Annotated in this window: 24 protein-coding genes and 1 pseudogene; 23 read left to right on the top strand and 2 right to left on the bottom strand. The window is 39.4% G+C overall.

Going from position 1 to position 24,030, the window contains the following annotated elements; genetic code table 11:
* The first annotated feature begins 122 nt into the window (after positions 1-122).
* The 18 genes from rnpA (at position 123) to gap (ending at position 18,398) form a co-directional block, all read left to right on the top strand.
* Positions 123-494, top strand: coding sequence for a ribonuclease P protein component (gene rnpA, locus FJR73_RS09185; RefSeq protein ID WP_140834582.1), 372 nt, complete (start codon positions 123-125; stop codon positions 492-494).
* Positions 469-1,293, top strand: coding sequence for a membrane protein insertase YidC (locus FJR73_RS09180; RefSeq protein WP_216629103.1), 825 nt, complete (start codon positions 469-471; stop codon positions 1,291-1,293). Before rnpA ends, FJR73_RS09180 begins: the two co-directional genes overlap by 26 nt.
* A 17-nt stretch (positions 1,294-1,310) precedes the next feature.
* Positions 1,311-2,300: an RNA-binding cell elongation regulator Jag/EloR gene (gene jag, locus FJR73_RS09175; RefSeq protein WP_020901075.1), complete on the top strand. Its 990-nt coding sequence runs from the start codon at positions 1,311-1,313 to the stop codon at positions 2,298-2,300.
* A 50-nt stretch (positions 2,301-2,350) separates the two neighbouring features.
* Positions 2,351-2,974 (top strand): ribonuclease P, encoded by a 624-nt coding sequence (locus FJR73_RS09170; RefSeq protein ID WP_140834579.1) that lies wholly within the window; start codon positions 2,351-2,353, stop codon positions 2,972-2,974.
* Between the two features lie 130 nt (positions 2,975-3,104).
* A complete protein-coding gene (locus FJR73_RS09165) occupies positions 3,105-4,562 on the top strand; it encodes a PTS ascorbate transporter subunit IIC (RefSeq protein ID WP_000452073.1) in 1,458 nt (485 codons plus the stop codon).
* A 23-nt stretch (positions 4,563-4,585) separates the two neighbouring features.
* Complete coding sequence (locus FJR73_RS09160; RefSeq protein WP_000241466.1) at positions 4,586-4,867, top strand: PTS sugar transporter subunit IIB; 282 nt, start codon at positions 4,586-4,588, stop codon at positions 4,865-4,867.
* A 76-nt stretch (positions 4,868-4,943) separates the two neighbouring features.
* Positions 4,944-5,429, top strand: coding sequence for a PTS sugar transporter subunit IIA (locus tag FJR73_RS09155; RefSeq protein WP_001049924.1), 486 nt, complete (start codon positions 4,944-4,946; stop codon positions 5,427-5,429).
* 16 nt (positions 5,430-5,445) lie between these two features.
* On the top strand, positions 5,446-6,111 hold the full coding sequence (locus tag FJR73_RS09150) for a 3-keto-L-gulonate-6-phosphate decarboxylase UlaD (RefSeq protein ID WP_000166738.1): 666 nt from the start codon (positions 5,446-5,448) through the stop codon (positions 6,109-6,111).
* Positions 6,112-6,114: 3 nt separating this feature from the next.
* Entirely contained in the window at positions 6,115-6,978 is an 864-nt protein-coding gene (locus tag FJR73_RS09145; RefSeq protein WP_140834578.1) for an L-ribulose-5-phosphate 3-epimerase, read from the top strand.
* A gap of 1 nt (position 6,979) precedes the next feature.
* A complete protein-coding gene (locus tag FJR73_RS09140) occupies positions 6,980-7,687 on the top strand; it encodes an L-ribulose-5-phosphate 4-epimerase (protein ID WP_006153388.1) in 708 nt (235 codons plus the stop codon).
* A 166-nt stretch (positions 7,688-7,853) separates the two neighbouring features.
* The gene (locus FJR73_RS09135) at positions 7,854-9,527 is read left to right on the top strand and encodes a transcription antiterminator (protein WP_140834577.1); all 1,674 of its coding nucleotides are present in this window, start codon (positions 7,854-7,856) and stop codon (positions 9,525-9,527) included.
* 111 nt (positions 9,528-9,638) lie between these two features.
* Positions 9,639-10,730 (top strand): L-ascorbate 6-phosphate lactonase, encoded by a 1,092-nt coding sequence (ulaG, locus tag FJR73_RS09130; protein WP_140834575.1) that lies wholly within the window; start codon positions 9,639-9,641, stop codon positions 10,728-10,730.
* Positions 10,731-10,843: 113 nt separating this feature from the next.
* Positions 10,844-12,820: a transketolase gene (gene tkt, locus FJR73_RS09125; protein WP_140834574.1), complete on the top strand. Its 1,977-nt coding sequence runs from the start codon at positions 10,844-10,846 to the stop codon at positions 12,818-12,820.
* 116 nt (positions 12,821-12,936) lie between these two features.
* Positions 12,937-13,236 carry a preprotein translocase subunit YajC gene (gene yajC, locus FJR73_RS09120; RefSeq protein WP_140834573.1) on the top strand — a complete coding sequence of 100 codons (300 nt, stop codon included), beginning with the start codon at positions 12,937-12,939 and terminating at the stop codon, positions 13,234-13,236.
* A 46-nt stretch (positions 13,237-13,282) separates the two neighbouring features.
* Complete coding sequence (locus FJR73_RS09115) at positions 13,283-13,723, top strand: low molecular weight protein-tyrosine-phosphatase (protein WP_140834572.1); 441 nt, start codon at positions 13,283-13,285, stop codon at positions 13,721-13,723.
* Positions 13,710-14,120 (top strand): MORN repeat-containing protein, encoded by a 411-nt coding sequence (locus FJR73_RS09110; RefSeq protein WP_140834570.1) that lies wholly within the window; start codon positions 13,710-13,712, stop codon positions 14,118-14,120. The genes FJR73_RS09115 and FJR73_RS09110 overlap by 14 nt, the downstream gene beginning before the upstream one ends.
* Positions 14,121-14,418: 298 nt before the next feature.
* Positions 14,419-17,070, top strand: a complete 2,652-nt coding sequence (gene adhE, locus FJR73_RS09105; RefSeq protein ID WP_140834569.1) for a bifunctional acetaldehyde-CoA/alcohol dehydrogenase — start codon at positions 14,419-14,421, stop codon at positions 17,068-17,070.
* A 320-nt stretch (positions 17,071-17,390) separates the two neighbouring features.
* Positions 17,391-18,398 (top strand): type I glyceraldehyde-3-phosphate dehydrogenase, encoded by a 1,008-nt coding sequence (gene gap, locus FJR73_RS09100; RefSeq protein ID WP_140834568.1) that lies wholly within the window; start codon positions 17,391-17,393, stop codon positions 18,396-18,398.
* A 68-nt stretch (positions 18,399-18,466) separates the two neighbouring features.
* On the opposite strand, the gene FJR73_RS09095 is transcribed toward gap, so the two are convergent.
* A complete protein-coding gene (locus FJR73_RS09095) occupies positions 18,467-19,342 on the bottom strand; it encodes an RluA family pseudouridine synthase (protein ID WP_140834567.1) in 876 nt (291 codons plus the stop codon).
* Positions 19,343-19,428: 86 nt separating this feature from the next.
* On the opposite strand from FJR73_RS09095, the gene pbp2a reads away from it, so the two are divergent.
* The 5 genes from pbp2a to FJR73_RS09070 all read left to right on the top strand — a co-directional run bounded on the left by pbp2a (position 19,429) and on the right by FJR73_RS09070 (position 23,202).
* Complete coding sequence (gene pbp2a, locus FJR73_RS09090; RefSeq protein WP_140834565.1) at positions 19,429-21,624, top strand: penicillin-binding protein PBP2A; 2,196 nt, start codon at positions 19,429-19,431, stop codon at positions 21,622-21,624.
* A gap of 52 nt (positions 21,625-21,676) precedes the next feature.
* Entirely contained in the window at positions 21,677-21,829 is a 153-nt protein-coding gene (gene rpmG, locus FJR73_RS09085; protein WP_001809375.1) for a 50S ribosomal protein L33, read from the top strand.
* A gap of 9 nt (positions 21,830-21,838) precedes the next feature.
* Positions 21,839-22,015, top strand: coding sequence for a preprotein translocase subunit SecE (gene secE / locus FJR73_RS09080; RefSeq protein ID WP_001210991.1), 177 nt, complete (start codon positions 21,839-21,841; stop codon positions 22,013-22,015).
* A gap of 50 nt (positions 22,016-22,065) precedes the next feature.
* On the top strand, positions 22,066-22,602 hold the full coding sequence (nusG, locus tag FJR73_RS09075; RefSeq protein ID WP_000376739.1) for a transcription termination/antitermination protein NusG: 537 nt from the start codon (positions 22,066-22,068) through the stop codon (positions 22,600-22,602).
* Positions 22,603-22,722: 120 nt separating this feature from the next.
* Entirely contained in the window at positions 22,723-23,202 is a 480-nt protein-coding gene (locus tag FJR73_RS09070; protein ID WP_140834564.1) for a sigma-70 family RNA polymerase sigma factor, read from the top strand.
* Between the two features lie 267 nt (positions 23,203-23,469).
* On the opposite strand, the pseudogene FJR73_RS09065 reads toward FJR73_RS09070, so the two are convergent.
* Positions 23,470-23,820: pseudogene (locus FJR73_RS09065) on the bottom strand (IS30 family transposase); the annotation flags it as partial.
* Positions 23,821-24,030: the final 210 nt, after the last annotated feature.

Here is a 24,030-nt window from a genome sequence, read left to right as displayed (position 1 = left end):
AGGAGTTGGAAAAGTGATTTTTCCAGCTTCTTTTTCTGATGAAATTGTCTAAAACCTTGCTATGATTGGCTTTTTTGAAAAATATGGTATAATAGTAGTAATTTAATAGATGGAGTTGAGTTTTGAAGAAAAACTTTCGTGTAAAAAGAGAGAAAGATTTTAAGGCGATTTTCAAGGAAGGAACAAGTTTTGCTAATCGCAAATTTGTTGTCTACCAATTAGAAAACCAGAAAAAACATTTTCGAGTAGGTCTATCAGTTAGCAAAAAGCTGGGGAATGCCGTCACTAGAAATCAAATCAAGCGACGAATCCGACATATTATCCAGAATGCAAAAGGGAGTCTGGTAGAAGATGTCGACTTTGTTGTCATTGCTCGAAAAGGGGTTGAAACCTTGGGATACGCAGAGATGGAGAAAAATCTACTCCACGTATTAAAATTATCAAAGATTTACCAGGAAGGAAATGGGAGTGAAAAAGAAATTACAGTTGACTAGTTTGCTAGGACTGTCCCTATTGATCATGACAGCCTGTGCAACTAATGGGACAACTAGCGATATTACGGCAGATTCGACTGATTTTTGGAGTAAATTGGTTTACTTCTTTGCAGAGGTCATTCGCTTTTTATCATTTGATATTAGTATCGGAGTAGGGATTATTCTCTTTACAATCTTGATTCGTACAGTACTCTTGCCAGTCTTTCAAGTGCAAATGGTGGCTTCTAGAAAAATGCAGGAAGCTCAACCACGCATTAAGGCACTTCGAGAACAATATCCGGGTCGAGATATGGAAAGCAGAACCAAACTAGAGCAGGAAATGCGTAAAGTCTTTAAAGAAATGGGTGTCAGACAGTCGGATTCTCTTTGGCCGATTTTGATTCAGATGCCACTTATCTTGGCCTTGTTCCAAGCCCTATCAAGAGTTGACTTTTTGAAGACAGGTCATTTCTTATGGATTAATCTTGGTGATGTGGATACAACATTCGTGCTTCCGATTTTAGCAGCAGTATTCACCTTTTTAAGTACTTGGTTATCAAATAAAGCCTTGTCTGAGCGTAACGGAGCTACGACTGCGATGATGTATGGGATTCCAGTCTTGATCTTTATCTTTGGGGTTTATGCTCCGAGCGGAGTCGCTCTCTACTGGGCAGTGTCTAATGCTTATCAAGTCTTGCAAACCTATTTCTTGAACAATCCATTCAAGATTATCGCAGAGCGCGAGGCTCTAGTACAGGCACAAAAAGATTTGGAAAATAGAAAAAGAAAAGCCAAGAAAAAGGCTCAGAAAACGAAATAATAAGGAGGAATCTGGTAATGGTAGTATTTACAGGTTCAACTGTTGAAGAAGCAATCCAGAAAGGATTGAAAGAATTAGATATTCCAAGAATGAAGGCTCATATCAAAGTCATTTCTCGTGAGAAAAAAGGCTTTCTTGGCTTATTTGGTAAAAAACCAGCCCAAGTGGATATCGATGCTATTAGTGAAACGACAGTTGTAAAAGCCAACCAACAAGCTGTAAAGGGAGTTCCTAAAGAAATTAATGAACAAAATGAACCAGTTAAAACGGTCAGTGAAGCGACAGTTGATTTGGGATATGTTGTAGAAGCAATTAAAAAGATTGAAGAAGAAGGTCAAGAAATTTCTGATGAAGTTAAGGCTGAGATTTTGAAAAATGAAAGACATGCCAGCACTATCTTAGAAGAAACTGGGCACATTGAGATTTTAAATGAATTACAACTTGAAGAAATTGACCTCGAAGAAGTAGTAGAAACTCCTAATATTGAAAGCCAAGCTGAGCAAACTGAAAGCCAAGAACTAGAAGACTTGGGCTTGAAAGTTGAACCGAGCTTTGATATTGAACAAGTAGCTACGGAAGTAACGACTTATGTTCAAACAATTATTGATGACATGGATGTTGAAGCCACACTTTCAAATGATTATAACCGTCGTAGCATCAATCTACAAATTGACACCAACGAACCAGGGCGTATTATCGGTTACCATGGTAAAGTTTTGAAGGCCTTGCAACTATTGGCTCAAAATTATCTTTATAACCGCTATTCAAGAACCTTCTATATCACTATTAATGTCAATGATTATGTTGAACACCGTGCAGAAGTCTTGCAAACCTATGCTCAAAAATTGGCGACTCGTGTTTTAGAAGAAGGACGTAGTCATCAAACAGATCCAATGTCGAATAGTGAGCGCAAGATTATCCATCGTATTATTTCACGTATGGATGGCGTTACGAGTTACTCTGAGGGTGATGAGCCAAATCGCTATGTCGTTGTAGATACAGAATAAGTAAAATCAGGTCTATCCTGATTTTTTGCTAGTTATAGGAGATTAAATGGATGTTGAATAAGATAAGAGACTATCTAGACTTTGCAAGTTTGCAGTACCGTAATCCAGATAAGGCGGGAGAAGAGCGAGAGAAAATGCTGGAATTGCGCCATAAAGGCCAAGAGGCTCGAAAGGCTTTTACAGAATTGGCTAAAGCATTTCAAACCAGTCATCCAGAATGGCAACTCCAACAGACTAGCCAGTGGATGAATCAGGCGCAACGTTTGAGACCACACTTTTGGGTTTATCTACAGAGTGAGGGGAAAGTGACAGAACCTATGATGGCTCTTCGTTTGTATGGAACACCTGCTGACTTTGGAATTTCTTTGGAAGTCAGTTTCATAGAGCGCAAGAAAGATGAGCAAACCTTAGAGCAACAAGCCAAGGTATTAGAAGTTCCAGTGGTAGAAGGAATTTATTATCTAGCCTACTCAGATGGGGAAAGTCATAAGCTGGACGCTAATGAAGAAAATCGTCGTAGTTTACGCGAGAAGGTGAGAAGTCAGGAAGTCCGTAAAGTGTTAGTTAAAGCAGATGTCCCTATAACAGAGAATTCATCTGAAGAAGAAATCGTAGAAGCCATACTGAAATCTTATGATAAAATTCTTCCATTTTATCTAGCTACTAGAAACTAAGCTAATCATTAAAATATCATAAATCATACAGTCCAAGAGTGAACAGTCCGCTGTGTAATTCTTGGTCTTTTTGTTTACGCTTTCAAATTATATAATAAACCTACAAAAACAATTCAAAAGGAGAACAATTATGGAAGTCATTTCAAGTGTTCTAAATTGGTTTTCTAGCAATATTTTGCAGAATCCCGCATTTTTTGTAGGTTTATTGGTGTTGATAGGATACGCACTTTTGAAAAAACCTGCCCATGACGTTTTCTCAGGGTTTGTTAAAGCAACAGTAGGGTATATGTTGCTCAACGTGGGTGCGGGTGGTTTGGTTACAACCTTCCGTCCGATCTTAGCAGCCCTTAACTACAAATTCCAAATTGGTGCAGCGGTTATCGACCCTTACTTTGGACTTGCTGCAGCAAACAACAAAATTGCAGCAGAGTTTCCAGATTTTGTTGGAACTGCAACTACAGCTCTATTGATTGGTTTCGGAATAAATATCTTGCTTGTAGCTCTTCGCAAGATTACGAAGGTAAGAACCCTCTTTATTACTGGGCACATCATGGTACAACAAGCTGCAACCGTATCTCTTATGGTTCTATTCTTAGTTCCACAATTGCGCAATGCTTATGGTACAGCGGCAATCGGTATCATCTGTGGACTTTACTGGGCAGTTAGTTCAAATATGACTGTTGAAGCAACTCAACGCTTGACTGGTGGTGGTGGGTTTGCGATTGGTCATCAACAACAATTTGCAATCTGGTTTGTAGATAAAATAGCAGGACGCTTTGGTAAGAAAGAAGAAAGTTTAGACAATCTTAAATTACCTAAGTTCCTCTCAATCTTCCACGATACAGTTGTTGCATCTGCTACCTTGATGCTCGTATTCTTCGGAGCCATTCTTTTAATCTTGGGTCCAGACATTATGTCTAATAAAGAAGTCATCACTTCAGGAACTCTATTCAATCCTGCTAAACAAGATTTCTTTATGTACATTATCCAAACAGCCTTTACCTTCTCAGTTTACTTGTTCGTTTTGATGCAAGGTGTCCGCATGTTCGTATCTGAGTTGACAAACGCCTTCCAAGGTATTTCAAACAAATTGTTGCCAGGTTCATTCCCAGCGGTGGACGTTGCAGCTTCTTATGGATTTGGTTCTCCAAACGCTGTCTTGTCAGGATTTGCCTTTGGTTTGATTGGTCAATTAATCACAATTGTCTTGCTCATCGTCTTTAAAAATCCGATTCTTATTATTACAGGATTTGTACCAGTGTTCTTTGACAATGCAGCCATTGCGGTCTACGCTGATAAACGCGGCGGATGGAAAGCGGCTGTTATCCTATCATTCATCTCAGGTGTTCTCCAAGTTGCTTTAGGAGCTCTCTGTGTAGCTCTTCTTGATTTAGCATCTTATGGTGGTTACCATGGAAATATCGACTTTGAATTCCCATGGCTTGGATTTGGATATATCTTCAAATACCTTGGTATTGTTGGTTATGTACTTGTGTGTCTCTTCTTGCTTGTTATTCCTCAACTTCAATTTGCCAAAGCAAAAGATAAAGAGAAATATTACAACGGTGAAGTTCAAGAAGAAGCTTAGTATCTAGAAAAAGGAGAAATAAAATGGTTAAAGTATTAGCAGCGTGCGGAAATGGAATGGGTTCATCAATGGTTATCAAGATGAAGGTCGAAAATGCTCTCCGTAAGCTTAATCAAACAGATTTTACAGTCAATTCATGCAGTGTCGGTGAAGCTAAAGGTTTAGCAGCAGGATATGACATCGTAATCGCTTCTCTTCATTTGATTCAAGAATTGGAAGGGCGAACTAATGGGAAGTTAATTGGGCTTGACAACTTGATGGATGATAAAGAAATCACTGAAAAACTCAGTCAAGCACTACAGTAAAAGGTTGGAGGGGGTTGGACAGAAACTGAGAGTTATCGTTTCTGTCCTTCTCCCTCTTTAAATAAAGGAGGCAGATATGAATTTAAAACAAGCTTTAATTGACAATGACTCGATCCGACTAGGTTTAGAGGCTCACGATTGGAAAGAAGCAGTCAAGGTAGCAGTAGATCCCTTGATTGAAAGTGGGGCAATTTTGCCAGAGTATTACGATGCTATCATTGAATCGACTGAAGAGTATGGCCCTTACTATATCTTGATGCCAGGTATGGCTATGCCCCACGCTAGACCTGAAGCGGGTGTGCAAAGTGATGCCTTTTCATTGATTACCTTACAAAATCCTGTTGTATTTTCAGATGGGAAAGAGGTATCTGTTTTGTTGGCACTAGCAGCAACAAGCTCAAAAATTCACACAAGTGTAGCAATTCCACAAATCATTGCCCTGTTTGAATTAGAAGATTCTATTGCACGTTTACAGGCTTGCCAGACTAAAGAAGATGTCTTGGCTATGATTGAAGAATCTAAGGATAGCCCTTATCTCGAAGGATTGGATTTGGAAAGTTAGAAAGAGGAATAAAGAAATGACAAAAAGAATACCTAATTTACAAGTTGCATTAGATCATTCAGACTTGCAAGGAGCGATTAAAGCAGCTGTTTCTGTTGGTCAGGAAGTAGATATTATCGAAGCTGGAACTGTTTGCTTGCTTCAAGTTGGAAGTGAACTGGTTGAAGTCTTGCGTAGCCTTTTCCCGGATAAGATTATTGTGGCAGACACAAAATGTGCTGATGCTGGTGGAACAGTTGCTAAAAATAATGCGGTTCGTGGAGCAGACTGGATGACTTGTATCTGTTGTGCAACCATCCCTACTATGGAAGCAGCTCTAAAGGCTATCAAGACTGAACGAGGAGAACGAGGCGAAATCCAGATCGAGCTTTATGGCGATTGGACTTTTGAACAAGCTCAGCTTTGGCTAGATGCAGGTATCTCACAAGCTATTTATCACCAATCTCGTGATGCTCTTCTTGCTGGTGAAACTTGGGGTGAAAAAGACCTTAATAAGGTTAAAAAACTCATTGACATGGGCTTCCGTGTATCTGTAACAGGTGGTCTAGATGTAGATACTCTCAAACTCTTTGAAGGTGTTGATGTCTTTACCTTTATCGCAGGTCGTGGAATTACAGAGGCTGTGGATCCAGCAGGAGCAGCGCGTGCCTTCAAGGATGAAATCAAACGAATTTGGGGGTAAACTATGGTACGTCCAATTGGAATTTATGAAAAGGCAACCCCGATACACTTTACTTGGCTAGAACGTTTAAATTTTGCAAAGGAGTTAGGCTTTGATTTTGTCGAGATGTCTATTGACGAACGTGATGAGCGTTTAGCAAGACTTGACTGGAGTAAGGAAGAACGCTTGGAAGTTGTCAAAGCAATCTATGAAACTGGTGTTCGTATTCCTTCTATCTGTTTTTCAGGCCATCGTCGCTACCCATTGGGATCAAATGATCCAGTTCTAGAGGAAAAATCTCTAGAACTCATGAAAAAATGTATCGAATTAGCCCAAGATTTGGGAGTTCGTACGATTCAACTAGCTGGTTACGACGTTTACTATGAGGAAAAGTCACCTCAGACACGCCAACGTTTTATCAAAAATTTGAGAAAAGCCTGTGACTGGGCTGAAGAAGCTCAGGTGGTACTTGCCATCGAAATTATGGATGATCCTTTCATCAATAGTATCGAAAAATACTTGGCTATAGAGAAAGAAATTGACTCTCCCTATCTCTTTGTCTATCCAGATATTGGTAATGTATCTGCCTGGCATAATGATGTCTACAGTGAATTTTATCTCGGCCACCATGCCATCGCAGCTCTCCATCTCAAGGATACTTATGCAGTGACAGAAAGTTCAAAGGGCCAGTTCCGAGATGTACCTTTTGGGCAAGGTTGTGTCAAATGGGAAGAAGCTTTCGATATTTTAAAGCAAACCAATTATAATGGTCCTTTCCTAATCGAAATGTGGTCTGAAAATTGTGAAACTGTAGAAGAAACACGCGCAGCTATTCAAGAGGCCCAAGATTTTCTCTACCCACTAATTAAGAAAGCAGGTTTGATGTAAGATGAATCAAGTAATCAATGCTATGCGTAAACGAGTCTGTGATGCCAATCAATCATTGCCAAAACATGGACTTGTTAAATTTACCTGGGGCAATGTATCGGAAGTCAATCGCGAACTCGGTGTCATTGTTATCAAACCATCAGGCGTAGATTATGACGAATTGACCCCTGAAAACATGGTGGTAACTGACCTGGATGGTAAGGTTCTAGAAGGAGATTTAAGACCATCTTCTGATCTTCCAACTCATGTGCAATTATATAAGGCTTGGCCAGAGATTGCTAGTGTGGTCCATACCCATTCGACTGAAGCCGTTGGTTGGGCTCAGGCAGGCCGTGATATTCCTTTCTACGGGACAACTCATGCGGATTATTTCTACGGTTCAATCCCTTGCGCCCGTAGTTTGACCAAGGACGAAGTAGAAGTAGCCTATGAAAAAGATACTGGCCTAGTTATCGTAGAAGAGTTTGAACGTCGCGGACTTAACCCGGTTGAAGTACCAGGAATTGTTGTACGCAATCACGGTCCATTCACCTGGGGCAAAAACCCAGAGAATGCTGTCTATCACTCTGTTGTACTAGAGGAAGTATCTAAGATGAATCGCTTCACAGAGCAAATCAATCCAAGGGTTGAACCTGCTCCCCAGTACATCCTAGAAAAGCACTACCAACGTAAACATGGACCAAATGCTTATTACGGTCAAAAGAAATAAGAAAATGAATTGAAAAGAGGCTAGGACCTTTCGATCCAAGCCTCGCTTTTGTAATTGTAAGTATTCGTTATTAAGAGACTACTGTTGATAATTGAAATGCGTTAGTGAATGTGATACTATTATAAAGTTGTTTTCAAGGCAGTTGATTGATAGAGGAGTATGAAATATGGTACTGGATAAGGCAAGTTGTGATTTGCTTCAATATTTGATGGATCAAGAAACGTCCAAAACGATTATGGCGATTTCGAAAGATTTGAAAGAGTCAAGAAGGAAAATTTATTATCACATTGACAAAATCAATGCTGCTTTGGGTGACGAGGCCCTTCACATCATTAGTATTCCACGAATTGGTATTCACTTAACGGAAGAGCAGAGAGATGCTTGTTGTGAACTATTATCGGAAGTAGATTCGTACGATTATATCATGAGTGCGCATGAACGTATGATGATAATGTTACTATGGATAGGTATTTCTAAAGAACGTATTACGATTGAAAAATTGATGGAGTTAACAGAGGTATCTAGGAATACTGTTCTCAATGATTTGAATAGTATTCGTTATCAACTAACTTTGGAACAATATCAGGTGACCTTGCAAGTGAGCAAGTCACAGGGATACCACCTTCATGCCCACCCTCTTAATAAAATTCAGTATCTTCAATCGCTTCTATATCATATTTTTATGGAAGAGAATGCCACTTTTGTATCTATTTTAGAAGATAAGATGAAAGAGAGGTTAGATGATGAGTGTTTGCTTTCTGTTGAAATGAACCAATTTTTTAAGGAACAGGTTCCTTTAGTTGAACAAGATTTAGGGAAGAAAATAAACCATCATGAAGTAACTTTTATGTTGCAGGTTTTACCTTATTTGCTGTTAAGCTGTCATAATGTTGAACAGTATCAAGAAAGACATCAGGATATAGAGAAAGAATTTTCTTTGATAAGAAAAAGAATAGAGTATCAGGTGTCTAAGAAATTAGGAGAACGGTTGTTTCAAAAGTTTGAAATTTCTTTGTCAGAACTTGAAGTTTCTCTTGTAGCTGTTCTTCTCCTCTCCTATCGTAAAGATTTGGATGTTCATGCAGAAAGTGATGATTTTCGGCAATTAAAACTTGCTTTAGAAGAATTTATCTGGTATTTTGAATCACAAATCCGAATGGAGATTGAGAACAAGGATGATTTGTTAAGAAATTTGATGATCCACTGTAAAGCCTTGTTATTTAGAAAGACTTACGGTATTTTTTCTAAAAATCCTCTAACAAAACAAATTCGATCCAAGTATGGAGAATTATTTTTAGTCACTAGAAAATCTGCGGAAATTTTAGAAGGAGCGTGGTTTATTCGGCTAACAGACGATGATATTGCCTATTTGACGATTCATATTGGAGGATTTTTAAAGTATACACCATCGTCTCAACAAAATATGAAAAAAGTTTATCTCGTTTGTGATGAAGGTGTTGCGGTTTCGAGACTTTTGCTGAAACAATGCAAACTTTATTTTCCAAATGAGCAAATTGGCACTGTATTTACAACAGAACAATTTAAGAGTGTGGAAGATATTGCACAAGTTGATGTAGTGATTACTACTAATGATGATTTGGATAGCAGATTTCCGGTTTTAAGGGTTAATCCTATCCTTGAAGCAGAAGATATTTTGAAAATGCTAGACTATCTTAAACACAATATATTTCGTAATGAGAGCAAAAGTTTCAGTGAAAATCTTTCTAGTCTTATTTCGTCTTATATTGTAGACAGCAAGTTGGCTAGTAAGTTCCAAGAAGAGGTTCAAACACTTATAAATCAAGAAATAGTAGTTCAAGCTTTTTTGGAAGATATTTGAAGGACAGTCCAATGATGAACACAAACCTGTGTTTTTCTTGGTCTTTTTTAGTGTTTTGAAGGGTGGTATACTAATCTCAAAGATAACAATTATATCCAAAGGAGGCAACATATGCCAAACGTCAAAGAAATTACAAGAGAGTCATGGATTTTAGCTACTTTTCCAGAGTGGGGAACCTGGTTGAACGAAGAAATCGAAGAAGAAGTCGTACCTGAAGGTAACTTTGCCATGTGGTGGCTAGGCAACTGTGGTACTTGGATTAAGACACCAGGTGGTGCTAACGTTGTTATGGATCTTTGGTCAAATCGTGGAAAATCAACTAAAAAAGTGAAAGATATGGTTCGTGGGCATCAAATGGCAAATATGGCAGGTGTTCGTAAGTTGCAACCAAACTTGCGTGTTCAGCCAATGGTTATTGATCCATTTGCTATCAACGAACTCGACTACTACTTGGTTTCACACTTCCATAGTGACCATATCGACCCATACACAGCTGCAGCAATTCTCAACAATCCTAAGTTAGAGCATGTTAAGTTTATCGGTCCCTACCATTGTGGACGAATCTGGGAAGGATGGGGTGTTCCAAAAGAACGTATCATCGTTGTTAAACCAGGTGACACTATCGAATTAAAAGATATGAAGATTCATGCAGTAGAATCATTTGACCGTACTTGCTTGGTAACTCTACCAGTGAACGGTGCTGATGAGACAGGCGGTGAACTTGCCGGACTAGCTGTTACAGATGAAGAAATGGCTCAAAAGGCTGTTAACTATGTCTTTGAAACACCAGGTGGAACTATCTATCATGGTGCAGATTCTCACTTCTCAAACTACTTTGCAAAACATGGTAAAGACTTTAAAATTGATGTTGCTTTGAATAACTATGGTGAAAATCCAGTAGGTATCCAAGATAAAATGACCTCTATCGATCTTCTTCGTATGGCAGAAAATCTACGTGCTAAAGTCATTATCCCAGTTCACTATGATATCTGGTCTAACTTTATGGCTTCTACAAATGAAATCTTAGAATTATGGAAAATGAGAAAAGATCGTCTGCAATACGATTTCCATCCATTTATCTGGGAAGTTGGCGGTAAATACACTTATCCTCAAGATCAACACTTAGTAGAATACCATCATCCACGTGGTTTTGATGATTGTTTTGAACAAGACTCTAACATTCAATTTAAAGCTTTGCTATAATATAAAAATATTCCTTGGAGGTTATCCGTATGTTGCATGATACGGATAATTTTCATATAATAGTAAAATAGAATGTGTGATTCAATAATCACCTCAAATAGAAAGGAAATTCTATGTCAAATCTATCTGTTAATGCAATCCGTTTCCTAGGTATTGACGCCATCAACAAAGCCAACTCAGGTCACCCAGGTGTGGTTATGGGAGCAGCTCCGATGGCTTACAGCCTCTTTACAAAACAACTTCGTATCAATCCAGCACAACCAAACTGGATCAACCGCGACCGCTTTATTCTGTCAGCAGGCCATGGTTCAATGCTTCTTTATGCTCTTCTTCACCTTTCTGGTTTTGAAGATGTCAGCATGGATGAGATTAAGAGCTTCCGCCAATGGGGTTCTAAAACACCAGGTCACCCAGAATTTGGGCATACAGCAGGGATTGATGCTACGACAGGTCCTTTAGGTCAAGGGATTTCAACTGCCACTGGTTTTGCCCAGGCAGAACGTTTCTTGGCAGCCAAATATAACCGCGAAGGCTACAATATCTTTGACCACTATACTTATGTTATTTGTGGAGACGGAGACTTGATGGAAGGTGTCTCAAGTGAGGCGGCTTCATACGCAGGCTTGCAAAAACTAGACAAGTTGGTTGTTCTTTATGATTCAAATGACATCAACTTGGATGGTGAGACAAAGGATTCCTTCACTGAAAGCGTTCGTGACCGTTACAATGCCTATGGTTGGCACACTGCCTTGGTTGAAGATGGAACAGACTTGGAAGCAATCCATGCTGCTATCGAAACAGCTAAAGCTTCAGGCAAACCATCTTTGATTGAAGTGAAGACTGTGATTGGATACGGTTCTCCAAACAAACAAGGAACTAATGCCGTACACGGTGCTCCTCTTGGAGCAGATGAAACTGCAGCAACTCGCCAAGCGCTTGGTTGGGACTATGAACCATTTGATATTCCAGAGCAAGTATATGCTGATTTCAAAGAAAATGTTGCAGACCGTGGCGCATCAGCTTATCAAGCTTGGACAAAATTAGTTGCTGACTATAAAGAAGCGCATCCAGAATTGGCTGCAGAAGTAGACGCTATCATTGACGGACGTGATCCAGTTGAAGTGACTCCGGCAGACTTCCCAGCCTTAGAAAATGGCTTCTCTCAAGCAACTCGTAATTCAAGTCAAGATGCCTTGAACGTTGTAGCTGCTAAGTTACCAACATTCCTAGGTGGATCAGCTGACCTTGCTCACTCAAACATGACTTACATCAAAACGGATGGACTTCAAGACGACGCTAATCGCTTGAACCGTAATATTCAGTTTGGTGTTCGTGAATTTGCAATGGGAACAATCTTGAACGGGATGGCCCTTCACGGTGGACTTCGTGTCTACGGTGGTACTTTCTTTGTCTTCTCTGACTATGTGAAAGCAGCTGTCCGTTTGTCAGCCTTGCAAGGTCTTCCTGTGACTTATGTCTTTACCCACGATTCTATTGCGGTAGGGGAAGATGGCCCAACGCACGAACCCGTTGAGCACTTAGCAGGTCTTCGTGCTATGCCAAATCTAAATGTTTTCCGTCCAGCAGATGCGCGTGAAACGCAAGCAGCTTGGTACCTTGCAGTGACAAGTGAGAAAACACCAACTGCCCTTGTCTTGACACGCCAAAATTTGACTGTCGAAGAGGGAACAGACTTTGACAAGGTTGCAAAAGGTGCCTATGTTGTCTATGAAAATGCAGCAGACTTTGATACCATCTTGATTGCAACAGGTTCAGAGGTCAATCTTGCTGTCTCAGCTGCTAAAGAATTGGCTAGTCAAGGCGCAAAAGTCCGCGTAGTTAGCATGCCATCTACAGATGTCTTCGACGCACAAGATGAAGCTTACAAGGAAGAAATTCTTCCAAATGCAGTCCGCCGTCGTGTTGCAGTTGAAATGGGTGCAACTCAAAACTGGTACAAATACGTTGGTCTTGATGGCGCCGTTCTCGGTATTGATATCTTCGGAGCCTCTGCCCCAGCACCAAAAGTATTGGCAGAATATGGCTTTACTGTCGAAAATCTTGTAAAAGTCGTTCAAAACTTGAAATAATCCTAAAAATCAGGGCGCAGGCTCTGATTTTTCTTACTAGAAAAGCAAGGTACAATCTTGTAAAAGTAGCTGAAATTTGATATAGTAGTCCTATGTAAAAGACAAAGGAGAATATAATGGAATCACAATATACATTTTTAATCGTTCTTGTGGCTATGGTTGGCTTGATGTTCTTTACGCAACGTTCTCAAAAGAAACAAGCGCAAAAACGTATGGAAAGTTTAAACAAACTGCAAAAAGGCTATGAAGTTATTACAATCGGTGGACTTTACGGAACAGTCGATGAAGTAGATACGGAGAAGAGAACGATTGTTCTTGATGTAGATGGAGTTTACTTGACTTTTGAACTAGCTGCTATCAAGACAGTATTACCGCTGAAAGAAACAGCTTCACTCGAAGGCGCAATTGAAAAATAAGACGGGATTACTAACTCCCGTTTTTCTATAGAAGAAAGGAAATGGGATGAAAAAATTAGTCTTTGTCTGTCTGGGAAATATTTGCCGTAGCCCTATGGCTGAGTTTGTTATGAAATTAATGACAGATAACTACGAAATCCAAAGTCGAGCGACTTCCTCTTGGGAACATGGTAATCCGATTCATAAGGGCACTCAAGGGATTTTTCAAGAGTATGAGATTCCTTATGACAAGAATAAGACATCGCTTCAGATTAGTAAGGAAGATTTTGAAGACTTTGATTATATTATCGGAATGGATGCTTCAAATGTTTCTGACTTACGTCAGATGTGTCCAGTAGACTGTCAAGATAAGATTTACTCATTTGCATCTGAAAGTGTTCCAGATCCTTGGTATACAGGAGATTTTGAAGAGACTTATCGGCGTGTTCAAGAGGGCTGTCAAGTGTGGTTAGAACGTTTAGAGGAGAGTGAGTATGGAGAATTTTAAGAATTTCTATGGGAAATATCATGTCTATCTGAGTCGTTCTCATTTAGAGATTTTAGCCGCAGTAACGATTGTTTTTTGTGCGGTACTAGTCTTTTTTCTAAATATTCCCGGAAAAGGTGTCTTAAAACTCGATAATGGAAATATTGTTTACGATGGTAGTCTTGTCCGTGGTAAAATGAATGGGCAAGGCACCATTACCTTCCAAAATGGAGACCAGTATACAGGTGGTTTCAACAATGGAGCCTTTAATGGCCAAGGTACCTTTCAATCTAAAGAAGGTTGGACCTACGAAGGGGATTTTGTAAATGGTCAGGCTGAAGGAAAAGGGAAACTAACAACAGAACAAGAAGTCATTTATGAAGGAACTTTTAAACAAGGCGTTTTTCAACAAAAATAATACCTCCTTATCAAAGGAGGTATTATTACAACTTCAAAGTAAGCGCTTACTTACAAAACCTTTTCTTTCCAAGTCTCTCTTCCAATCAAGTTTGTGAAATAAAAAATATTTGAAATAAATTTCACAAACTCTAAAGAAAAAACTTGATGAGTAAAGAGAATGGGAAAATTTTCACAAATAACTAAAAATTCTTTGTGAAATGTTTATGAAACTGTTTACAAAGTTGAAATAATGCGTTATAATAAACTTGTGAAAAAATTAACAAAGGATAAAATCCTTTAAGGCTATGGAGGAAAATATGGCTGATAAAAAAACTGTAACACCTGAGCAAAAACAACTCGCTGCTGAAAAGCATGTAGACGGACTAGTACAAAAAGCTTTGGTTGCGCTTGATGAAATGCGCAAGTTGAACCAAGAACAAGTTGACTACATCGTAGCGAAAGCTTCAGTTGCAGCTCTTGATGCGCACGGTATCCTAGCACAACACGCAATTGAAGAAACTGGTCGTGGTGTATTTGAAGACAAGGCGACAAAAAACCTTTTTGCCTGTGAACATGTTGTGAATAACATGCGCGGAGTTAAAACTGTCGGAGTTATCGAAGATGATACCGTTACAGGATTGACTAAAATTGCAGAACCTGTCGGTGTTGTTTGTGGTGTCACTCCAACAACAAACCCAACATCAACAGCAATTTTCAAATCATTGATTGCTTTGAAAACACGTAATCCAATCGTGTTTGCCTTCCACCCATCAGCTCAAGAATCTTCTGCTCACGCAGCACAAATCGTTCGTGATGCGGCAATCGCAGCTGGAGCTCCTGAAAACTGTGTTCAATGGATTACAGAGCCATCTATGGAAGCAACTGGAGCGCTTATGAACCACGAAGGTGTTGCAACTATCCTTGCAACTGGTGGTAATGCCATGGTTAAGGCTGCTTACTCATGTGGGAAGCCAGCTCTTGGGGTAGGTGCCGGAAACGTTCCAGCTTATATTGAGAAATCAGCTGACCTTCGTCAAGCTGCCCATGACATTGTGATGTCTAAATCCTTTGATAATGGTATGGTCTGTGCATCAGAGCAAGCGGTTATCATTGATAAAGAAGTGTATGATGAATTTGTAGCAGAATTCAAATCATACCATACTTACTTTGTAAACAAAAAAGAAAAAGCGCTTCTTGAAGAGTTCTGCTTCGGCGTGAAAGCAAACAGCAAAAACTGTGCTGGTGCTAAACTAAATGCAAATATTGTTGGTAAACCAGCTAAATGGATTGCAGAACAAGCGGGATTCAACGTTCCAGAAGGAACAAACATCTTGGCTGCAGAATGTGAGGAAGTAGGACCAAACGAACCATTGACTCGTGAAAAATTGTCACCAGTTATTGCTGTCCTAAAAGCTGAAGACACAGAAGATGGTCTTACAAAAGCTCGTCAAATGGTTGAGTTTAACGGACTTGGTCACTCAGCAGCTATCCATACAAAAGACGAAGAGCTTGCTAAACGCTTTGGTACAGAAATCAAAGCTATGCGTATTATCTGGAACTCTCCATCTACTTTCGGTGGTATCGGTGACGTTTACAATGCCTTCATCCCATCATTGACACTTGGATGTGGTTCATACGGACGCAACTCTGTTGGGGATAACGTGAGCGCTATTAACCTTCTAAACATCAAGAAAGTAGGGAAACGTAGAAATAATATGCAGTGGTTTAAAGTTCCTTCAAAAATTTACTTCGAACGCAATTCTATCCAATACCTTCAAACATGTGAAGATATTGAACGCGTTATGATCGTTACTGATAAATCAATCGAAAAACTTGGATTTGTTCAACGTGTTATCGATCAATTGAACGCTCGTAACAACCGTGTAACTGTCCAAGTCTTCTCAGATGTTGAACCAGATCCAGATATCACAACTGTAGAACGTGGTACTGAGGTTATGAGAGCATTTGAACCAGATACAATTATTGCTCTTGGTGGAGGTTCACCAATGGATGCAGCTAAAGTTATGTGGCTCTTTTACGAACAACCAGAAGTCGACTTCCGTGACTTGGTTCAAAAATTCATGGATATCCGTAAACGTGCCTTCCGCTTCCCATCACTTGGTAAGAAAGCGAAGTATATCGGTATCCCAACAACTTCTGGTACAGGTTCAGAAGTAACACCATTTGCCGTTATCTCTGATAAGAAAAACAACCGTAAATATCCATTGGCTGACTACTCATTGACACCAACTATTGCGATTGTTGACCCTGCTTTGGTTGAATCAGTTCCAGATTTCATTACTGCTGACACAGGTATGGATGTCTTGACTCATGCGACTGAAGCCTACACTTCAAACTTCGCTAACGACTACACAGATGGTATCGCCCTTCAATCAATCAAACTTGTCTTTGAATGGTTGGAAAAATCTGTTAAGACTGCTGATTCAGAAGCACGTGAAAAAATGCATAATGCTTCTACAATGGCAGGTATGGCCTTCGCCAATGCCTTCCTTGGTATGAGCCACTCAATGGCCCACAAGATCGGTGCGGTTCACCATACTGTTCACGGACGTACAAACGCAATCTTGCTTCCATACGTTATCCGTTACAATGGAACTCGTCCATCTAAGACTACTACTTGGCCTAAATACAACTACTGGAAAGCTGATGAGAAATTCCAAGATATTGCTAGAATGCTTGGTTTACCTCACTCAACTCCAGAAGAAGCAGTTGAAGCATACGCTAAAGCTGTTTATGAGCTGGGTGTTGCAGTAGGTATCAAGATGAACTTCAAAGACCAAGGAATTGATGAAAAAGCTTGGAAAGACAGCTTGCATGAAATTGCCTTGCTTGCTTATGAAGACCAATGTTCTCCTGCAAATCCACGCTTACCAATGGTAGCTGACATGGAAGAAATCATGGAAGATGCTTACTATGGTTATGCAGAACGTCCAGGACGTCGTAAATAATCGTTTATCAGCCTAGAGGCAGGGAATCCCTGTCTCTTTTCTTGTAGAGGTGGAGTGTTGAAAATAATTTTTAGCTTTTCTATTTTCACTTTCTATCTAAAAATGAAAGCGGGAAATGGCTATGTAGACAAAAAAAGACAACAGTATAGGCTTTCAAAGAAGAAAGAAAAATAAGCTAGGTATAGACAAAAAACAACGCCCGTACTTGCAATTCAACTCAAATAGTTATATAATAGGTTTGTTGAAAGGTGATTTGTAGTGATTCAAGTTACTCTTTTCACAATAAAAATTTCATGATTTTCATAAGGAGGAAATCACTAATGGTAGTTAAAGTTGGTATTAACGGTTTCGGACGTATCGGTCGTCTTGCTTTCCGTCGTATCCAAAACGTAGAAGGTGTTGAAGTTACACGCATCAACGACCTTACAGATCCAGTTATGCTTGCACACTTGTTGAAATACGACACAACTCAAGGTCGTTTCGACGGTACTGTTGAAGTTAAAGAAGGTGGATTTGAAGTTAACGGTAAATTCGTTAAAGTTTCTGCTGAGCGTGATCCAGAGCAAATCGACTGGGCTACTGACGGTGTAGAAATCGTTCTTGAAGCTACTGGTTTCTTTGCTAAGAAAGATGCAGCTGAAAAACACCTTAAAGGTGGAGCTAAAAAAGTTGTTATCACTGCTCCTGGTGGAAACGACGTTAAAACAGTTGTATTTAACACTAACCATGACGTTCTTGACGGTACTGAAACAGTTATCTCAGGTGCTTCATGTACTACAAACTGCTTGGCTCCTATGGCTAAAGCTCTTCAAGACAACTTTGGTGTTGTTGAAGGATTGATGACTACTATCCACGCTTACACTGGTGACCAAATGATCCTTGACGGACCACACCGTGGTGGTGACCTTCGCCGTGCTCGCGCTGGTGCTGCAAACATCGTTCCTAACTCAACTGGTGCCGCTAAAGCTATCGGTCTTGTAATTCCAGAATTGAACGGTAAACTTGACGGATCTGCACAACGTGTTCCAACTCCAACAGGATCAGTTACTGAATTGGTAGCAGTTCTTGAAAAGAACGTTACTGTTGATGAAGTAAACGCAGCTATGAAAGCAGCTTCAAACGAATCATACGGATACACTGAAGACCCAATCGTATCTTCAGATATCGTAGGTATGGCTTACGGTTCATTGTTTGACGCAACTCAAACTAAAGTTCTTGACGTTGACGGTAAACAATTGGTTAAAGTTGTATCATGGTACGACAACGAAATGTCATACACTGCACAACTTGTTCGTACTCTTGAATACTTCGCAAAAATTGCTAAATAATTCATGAGTCGATAAAAAGCAAGGCCTCTTGGTCTTGCTTTTCTTATATGGAAAAATGGATGACACGATCATCCATTCTTTTTTAATTCTTTTTCAAAAGTATCTGAAAGAGTAGTGAAGCTTAATTTCTCTAAAGTAAGCGGATGGGTAAAGGAAAGTCGAAAGGCATGAAGCATAAGCCGACTTGTCTTTGATTTACTATTATAGAGAGGGTCACCCAAGATGGGGAAGTTATGATGAGAAAGGTGCACACGAATCTGATGGGTTCGCCCTGTCTTTAGCTTGCAACGAACCAAGGAAGTCTTGTTTGAGAATTGCTTTAATCTGCTTATATGTGTTTCAGCATATTGCCCATTTTTTGTATCAACTATTCGCTTTCTGCGGTCATGGCGATCACGTCCGATTTTGTCCCTGAAAACAAGTTCTTTGCTGTTGATATGTCCGTCGACCTGTGCCCAGTATTCCCTAGAAATCTCTTTTTTCTCCAATAAGCGATTGAGAATAGGTAGGATAAAAGGATTTTTAGCAAAAAGGACTAAACCGCTGGTTTCCATGTCCAGACGATGAACGACATAGCAGGTTTGGCCAACATAGGCACTGACATGGTTAAGAAGGGCGATTTCGTTTGGTTGGTTACCGTGGGTTTTCATACCCTCTGGTTTGTGGACAATAATCAAGTGTTGGTCTTGATAAATTTCCTGGATGAGGTTTGGGTTGCCCCAAGGGATTTCTTTTTCGGGATAATCTTCCTCGTCAAAAGTTAACTGGCAAACATCTCCAGGATTTACGATTTCGTTCCAGTGGACTTCTTCTTGATTTATCAAAATATGTTTCTTGATTCTCAAAAAATGACGGATTTTTCTAGGGATGAGGAGTTGTTCTTCAAGTAATTGCTTTACCGTCATTTGAGGTAGAGAGTCTGGTAATGTAAATGTGAATTTCATACAGATATTGTAACAAAAAAAGCCCTATTTGGATAGGAAATAGCTAAATTCTTGTCTTCCTATGATGAAGATGATAAAATAAACGCATGAAATTAGATAAATTATTCGAGAAATTTCTTTCTCTTTTTAAAAAAGAAACAAGTGAATCAGAGAATTCTGATTCTACTGGCTTACGTCGTTCTCGCAGTGATAGAAAAAAATTAGCCCAAGTGGGTCCGATTCGAAAACTCTGGCGTCGCTATCATCTAACAAAGATTGTCCTTATACTAGGTTTGAGTGCAGGCTTGCTAGTTGGAACCTATTTGTTTGCTGTAGCCAAGTCAACCAATGTTAACGATTTGCAAAACGCCTTGAAAACTCGGACTATCATTTTTGACCGTGAAGAAAAAGAGGCTGGTGCCTTGTCTGGTCAAAAGGGAACCTACGTTGAATTGACTGATATCAGTAAAAATTTGCAGAATGCTGTTATTGCGACAGAAGACCGTTCTTTCTATAAAAATGATGGGATTAACTATGGTCGTTTCTTCTTGGCTATTGTCACTGCTGGACGTTCAGGTGGTGGATCTACTATTACCCAGCAGCTAGCTAAAAATGCCTATTTGTCACAGGATCAAACCGTTGAGAGAAAAGCGAAAGAATTCTTCCTTGCCTTAGAATTAACAAAAAAATATAGTAAGGATCAAATTCTAACCATGTACCTTAACAATGCTTATTTTGGAAATGGTGTGTGGGGTGTAGAAGATGCGAGTAAGAAATACTTTGGAGTTTCTGCATCAGAAGTGAGTTTGGATCAAGCTGCGACTCTGGCAGGGATGCTCAAGGGGCCGGAACTGTATAATCCCTTAAATTCCGTAGAAGATTCTACCAATCGGCGCGATACTGTTTTGCAGAATATGGTTGCAGCAGGATATATTGATAAAAATCAAGAAACCGAAGCAGCAGAAGTTGATATGACTTCGCAATTGCACGATAAGTATGAAGGAAAAATCTCAGATTACCGCTATCCTTCTTACTTTGATGCGGTGGTTAACGAAGCCGTTTCCAAGTATAATCTAACAGAGGAAGAAATTGTCAATAATGGCTACCGCATTTATACAGAGCTGGACCAAAATTATCAAGCAAATATGCAGGTTGTCTATGAAAATACATCGCTATTTCCGAGGGCAGAGGATGGAACATTTGCTCAATCAGGAAGTGTAGCTCTTGAACCGAAAACAGGGGGAGTTCGTGGGGTTGTCGGTCGGATTGCTGACAATGATAAGACTGGATTCCGGAATTTCAATTATGCAACTCAATCAAAACGTAGCCCTGGTTCTACAATTAAGCCTTTAGTTGTTTATACGCCAGCAGTTGAAGCAGGCTGGGCTTTGAATAAGAAGTTGGATAACCATACCATGCAGTATGACAGCTATAAGGTTGATAACTATGCAGGAATCAAAATGAGTCGAGAAGTTCCCATGTATCAAGCCTTGGCAGAATCGCTTAATCTGCCCGCTGTTGCCACTGTTAATGATTTGGGCGTTGATAAGGCTTTTGAGGCGGGCGAAAAATTCGGACTCAACATGGAAAAGGTAGACCGTGTTCTTGGTGTCGCCTTGGGAAGCGGTGTTGAAACCAATCCTCTGCAAATGGCTCAAGCATATGCTGCCTTTGCAAATGAAGGATTAATGCCTGAAGCTCATTTTATTAGTAGAATTGAAAATGCTAGTGGTCAGGTTATTGCCAGCCATAAAAATTCACAAAAACGGGTGATTGATAAAGCTGTAGCTGACAAGATGACTAGTATGATGTTGGGTACATTCACTAACGGAACCGGTATTAGTTCATCTCCTGCAGACTATGTCATGGCAGGGAAAACTGGAACAACTGAAGCAGTTTTCAATCCGGAGTACACAAGTGACCAGTGGGTAATTGGTTATACTCCGGATGTGGTGATTAGTCACTGGCTTGGTTTCCCGACCACTGATGAAAATCACTATCTAGCAGGTTCTACTTCAAATGGTGCAGCCCATGTCTTTAGAAACATTGCAAATACCATTTTACCTTATACGCCAGGAAGTACCTTTACAGTTGAAAATGCCTATAAGCAAAATGGAATTGCACCAGCTAACAAAAAAAGACAAGTACAAACTAATGATAATAGCCAGACAGATGATAATTTGTCTGATATTCGAGGACGTGCGCAAAGTCTAGTAGATGAGGCTAGTCGGGCTATCTCAGATGCGAAGATTAAGGAAAAGGCTCAAACAATATGGGATTCGGTAGTCAATCTATTTCGCTAAGATGATTGTCAAAGCCTAGCTTTCTTGTTATAATAGATAAGATGGAGGCGTTATGGCACTAAAAAAAGCAAGCCTAGCTTGTGCGGTTTGTGGTTCGAGAAACTATTCAATCAAGATCAGTGGAAACCCCAAGCCTACACGACTAGAAGTAAATAAATTTTGTAAGCATTGTGGCAAGTACACTACACACAGAGAAACGAGATAGGAGAGAGCGATGCGTTTTATTGGAGATATTTTTAGACTTCTTAAAGACACAACATGGCCAACTCGCAAGGAAAGCTGGAGAGATTTTCGTTCTATCATGGAATACACTGCTTTCTTTGTTGTGATTATTTACATTTTTGACCAGTTGATTGTTTCAGGTTTGATTCGATTTATTAACATTTTTTAGAAGAGTAGTGAAAGTACACTAAAAATCTTCTATTTATGAAAGGAAATATCATGGATAGTTTTGACAAAGGGTGGTTTGTTTTACAAACTTATTCTGGTTATGAAAATAAGGTAAAAGAAAATCTATTACAACGTGCACAAACCTACAATATGTTGGATAATATTCTACGCGTTGAAATTCCAACACAAACAGTGCAAGTTGAAAAAAATGGAAAGAGAAAAGAAGTAGAAGAAAATCGCTTTCCAGGTTATGTTCTTGTAGAAATGGTCATGACAGATGAAGCTTGGTTTGTTGTTCGAAACACTCCGAACGTTACAGGATTTGTCGGATCACACGGGAACAGATCGAAACCAACTCCATTATTGGAACAAGAAATTCGTGACATTTTGGTATCTATGGGACAAACTGTTCAAGAATTTGATTTCGATGTTGAGGTTGGTCAAACCGTACGTATTATTGATGGTGCTTTTGCAGACTATACTGGTAAGATTACAGAGATTGATAACAATAAAGTGAAGATGATTATCTCTATGTTTGGTAATGACACAGTAGCAGAAGTAAATCTAAACCAAATTGCAGAATTATAACCCTAAGAGAGGCAAGGCCTCTCTTTTTTGTGCAGTTTAGATGGTGTAGGGAGCAGAATGGATGAAATTTGCTAAAAGTGTTTCTGAATCTGTTAGACTGTAAACAGAAAGGGGAATATTATGATTAAAGAATTATATGAAGAAGTCCAAGGGATTGTGTATAAGTGTAGAAATGAATATTACTTGCATTTATGGGAGCTATCGGATTGGGACCAAGAGGGTATGATTTGCTTGCATGAATTGATTAGTAAAGAAGAAGGAATAGTAGAAGATATTCCTCGTTTAAGGAAATATTTTAAGACTAAGTTTCGGAATCGAATTCTAGACTATATCCGTAAGCAAGAAAGTCAAAAAAGAAGATATGATAAAGAACCATATGAAGAAGTAGGTGAGATTAGCCATCGTATAAGTGAGGGAGGTCTCTGGCTGGATGATTACTATCTCTTTTATGAAACACTAAGAGATTATAGAAGTAAACAAAATAAAGAGCAACAAGAAGAGTTAGAACGCATTTTAAGAAATGAACGTTTTCGAGGACGTCAAAGAGTATTAAGGAATTTACGTGTTGTGTTTAAAGAGTTTAATATTGGGCTGAAATAATCAAATTTAAAAAAGTGGTAAATTCCCAAACTAAGTTCCACCGCTAATCCAAGTGGAAGTTAGTCTGATAAAAATCATAAAAACCAGTGGAATTCCGTGTCAGGGTAAGTTTCACTGGTTTTACTAATGCTTGATTTCATTGCTTTTGTAGGCAAAATGAATAGAAAAAAGAGCGCACAAAATTCCCTAATTTGAAAGAGATTCAGATTAAGTTCCGCTATGGTGGAAGTTAGTGTGAGACGTTTGAATGCGGTTAAAAGTTAGTTTTTAGAACTTATGTTGAAGTAATTTAGAAGACTGGCAGACGTCTTCTGCAGGTATTTTAGAAATGCCGAGAAGCTTAGGAATCTCTTCTCCATAGGTAAATGCAAAGAGTTCATAGGCTGACTTTCCATTTAAAGCAGCGCGTTTGACACTGTTGACATGCGAACAGACGAGATTAATATCCTATTGAGTTAAGTTGTCAAAAGAAGTTCCTTTAGGTAGAATGTCGAGAATCAGTGTGTGATTTTTCTCAATTATGCCTTTCTGGTCAGAGCGATTAGGGTCACAAAAGAAGAGTTTACTCTCTCCTCGCACATTCATTTCTATGTTATCAACCCTGGCAAACTCTTCACCATAAAAATCCGTTTTAGACTAATTTCCACTTCGGCTAATCAAGTGGAAGTTACTTTGAGAAGTTAGCTCATACAAAAAAACAGAAAAAGTTTAAAAAAGTAGTTGACAAAAAACAAAAAGGCTGTATAATAGTAAGAGTTGAAAATAACAACTCTGGTCCGTTGGTCAAGGGGTTAAGACACCGCCTTTTCACGGCGGTAACACGGGTTC

Source organism: Streptococcus sp. D2 (genome assembly GCF_006385825.1).
Classification (GTDB): domain Bacteria; phylum Bacillota; class Bacilli; order Lactobacillales; family Streptococcaceae; genus Streptococcus; species Streptococcus shenyangsis.
Note: the sequence above shows the minus strand (reverse complement) of the source record. Positions and strands in the feature narration are given on the sequence as shown.

Bases quoted from the DNA above. Each gene is read 5' to 3' on its own strand.
- jag (WP_020901075.1), top strand. From the start codon at position 1,311: ATGGTAGTATTTACAGGTTCAACTGTTGAAGAAGCAATCCAGAAAGGA.
- FJR73_RS09170 (WP_140834579.1), top strand. From the start codon at position 2,351: ATGTTGAATAAGATAAGAGACTATCTAGACTTTGCAAGTTTGCAGTAC.
- FJR73_RS09165 (WP_000452073.1), top strand. From the start codon at position 3,105: ATGGAAGTCATTTCAAGTGTTCTAAATTGGTTTTCTAGCAATATTTTG.
- FJR73_RS09160 (WP_000241466.1), top strand. From the start codon at position 4,586: ATGGTTAAAGTATTAGCAGCGTGCGGAAATGGAATGGGTTCATCAATG.
- FJR73_RS09155 (WP_001049924.1), top strand. From the start codon at position 4,944: ATGAATTTAAAACAAGCTTTAATTGACAATGACTCGATCCGACTAGGT.
- FJR73_RS09150 (WP_000166738.1), top strand. From the start codon at position 5,446: ATGACAAAAAGAATACCTAATTTACAAGTTGCATTAGATCATTCAGAC.
- FJR73_RS09145 (WP_140834578.1), top strand. From the start codon at position 6,115: ATGGTACGTCCAATTGGAATTTATGAAAAGGCAACCCCGATACACTTT.
- FJR73_RS09140 (WP_006153388.1), top strand. From the start codon at position 6,980: ATGAATCAAGTAATCAATGCTATGCGTAAACGAGTCTGTGATGCCAAT.
- FJR73_RS09135 (WP_140834577.1), top strand. From the start codon at position 7,854: ATGGTACTGGATAAGGCAAGTTGTGATTTGCTTCAATATTTGATGGAT.
- ulaG (WP_140834575.1), top strand. From the start codon at position 9,639: ATGCCAAACGTCAAAGAAATTACAAGAGAGTCATGGATTTTAGCTACT.
- tkt (WP_140834574.1), top strand. From the start codon at position 10,844: ATGTCAAATCTATCTGTTAATGCAATCCGTTTCCTAGGTATTGACGCC.
- yajC (WP_140834573.1), top strand. From the start codon at position 12,937: ATGGAATCACAATATACATTTTTAATCGTTCTTGTGGCTATGGTTGGC.
- FJR73_RS09115 (WP_140834572.1), top strand. From the start codon at position 13,283: ATGAAAAAATTAGTCTTTGTCTGTCTGGGAAATATTTGCCGTAGCCCT.
- FJR73_RS09110 (WP_140834570.1), top strand. From the start codon at position 13,710: ATGGAGAATTTTAAGAATTTCTATGGGAAATATCATGTCTATCTGAGT.
- adhE (WP_140834569.1), top strand. From the start codon at position 14,419: ATGGCTGATAAAAAAACTGTAACACCTGAGCAAAAACAACTCGCTGCT.
- gap (WP_140834568.1), top strand. From the start codon at position 17,391: ATGGTAGTTAAAGTTGGTATTAACGGTTTCGGACGTATCGGTCGTCTT.
- FJR73_RS09095 (WP_140834567.1), bottom strand. From the start codon at position 19,342: ATGAAATTCACATTTACATTACCAGACTCTCTACCTCAAATGACGGTA.
- pbp2a (WP_140834565.1), top strand. From the start codon at position 19,429: ATGAAATTAGATAAATTATTCGAGAAATTTCTTTCTCTTTTTAAAAAA.
- rpmG (WP_001809375.1), top strand. From the start codon at position 21,677: ATGGCACTAAAAAAAGCAAGCCTAGCTTGTGCGGTTTGTGGTTCGAGA.
- secE (WP_001210991.1), top strand. From the start codon at position 21,839: ATGCGTTTTATTGGAGATATTTTTAGACTTCTTAAAGACACAACATGG.
- nusG (WP_000376739.1), top strand. From the start codon at position 22,066: ATGGATAGTTTTGACAAAGGGTGGTTTGTTTTACAAACTTATTCTGGT.
- FJR73_RS09070 (WP_140834564.1), top strand. From the start codon at position 22,723: ATGATTAAAGAATTATATGAAGAAGTCCAAGGGATTGTGTATAAGTGT.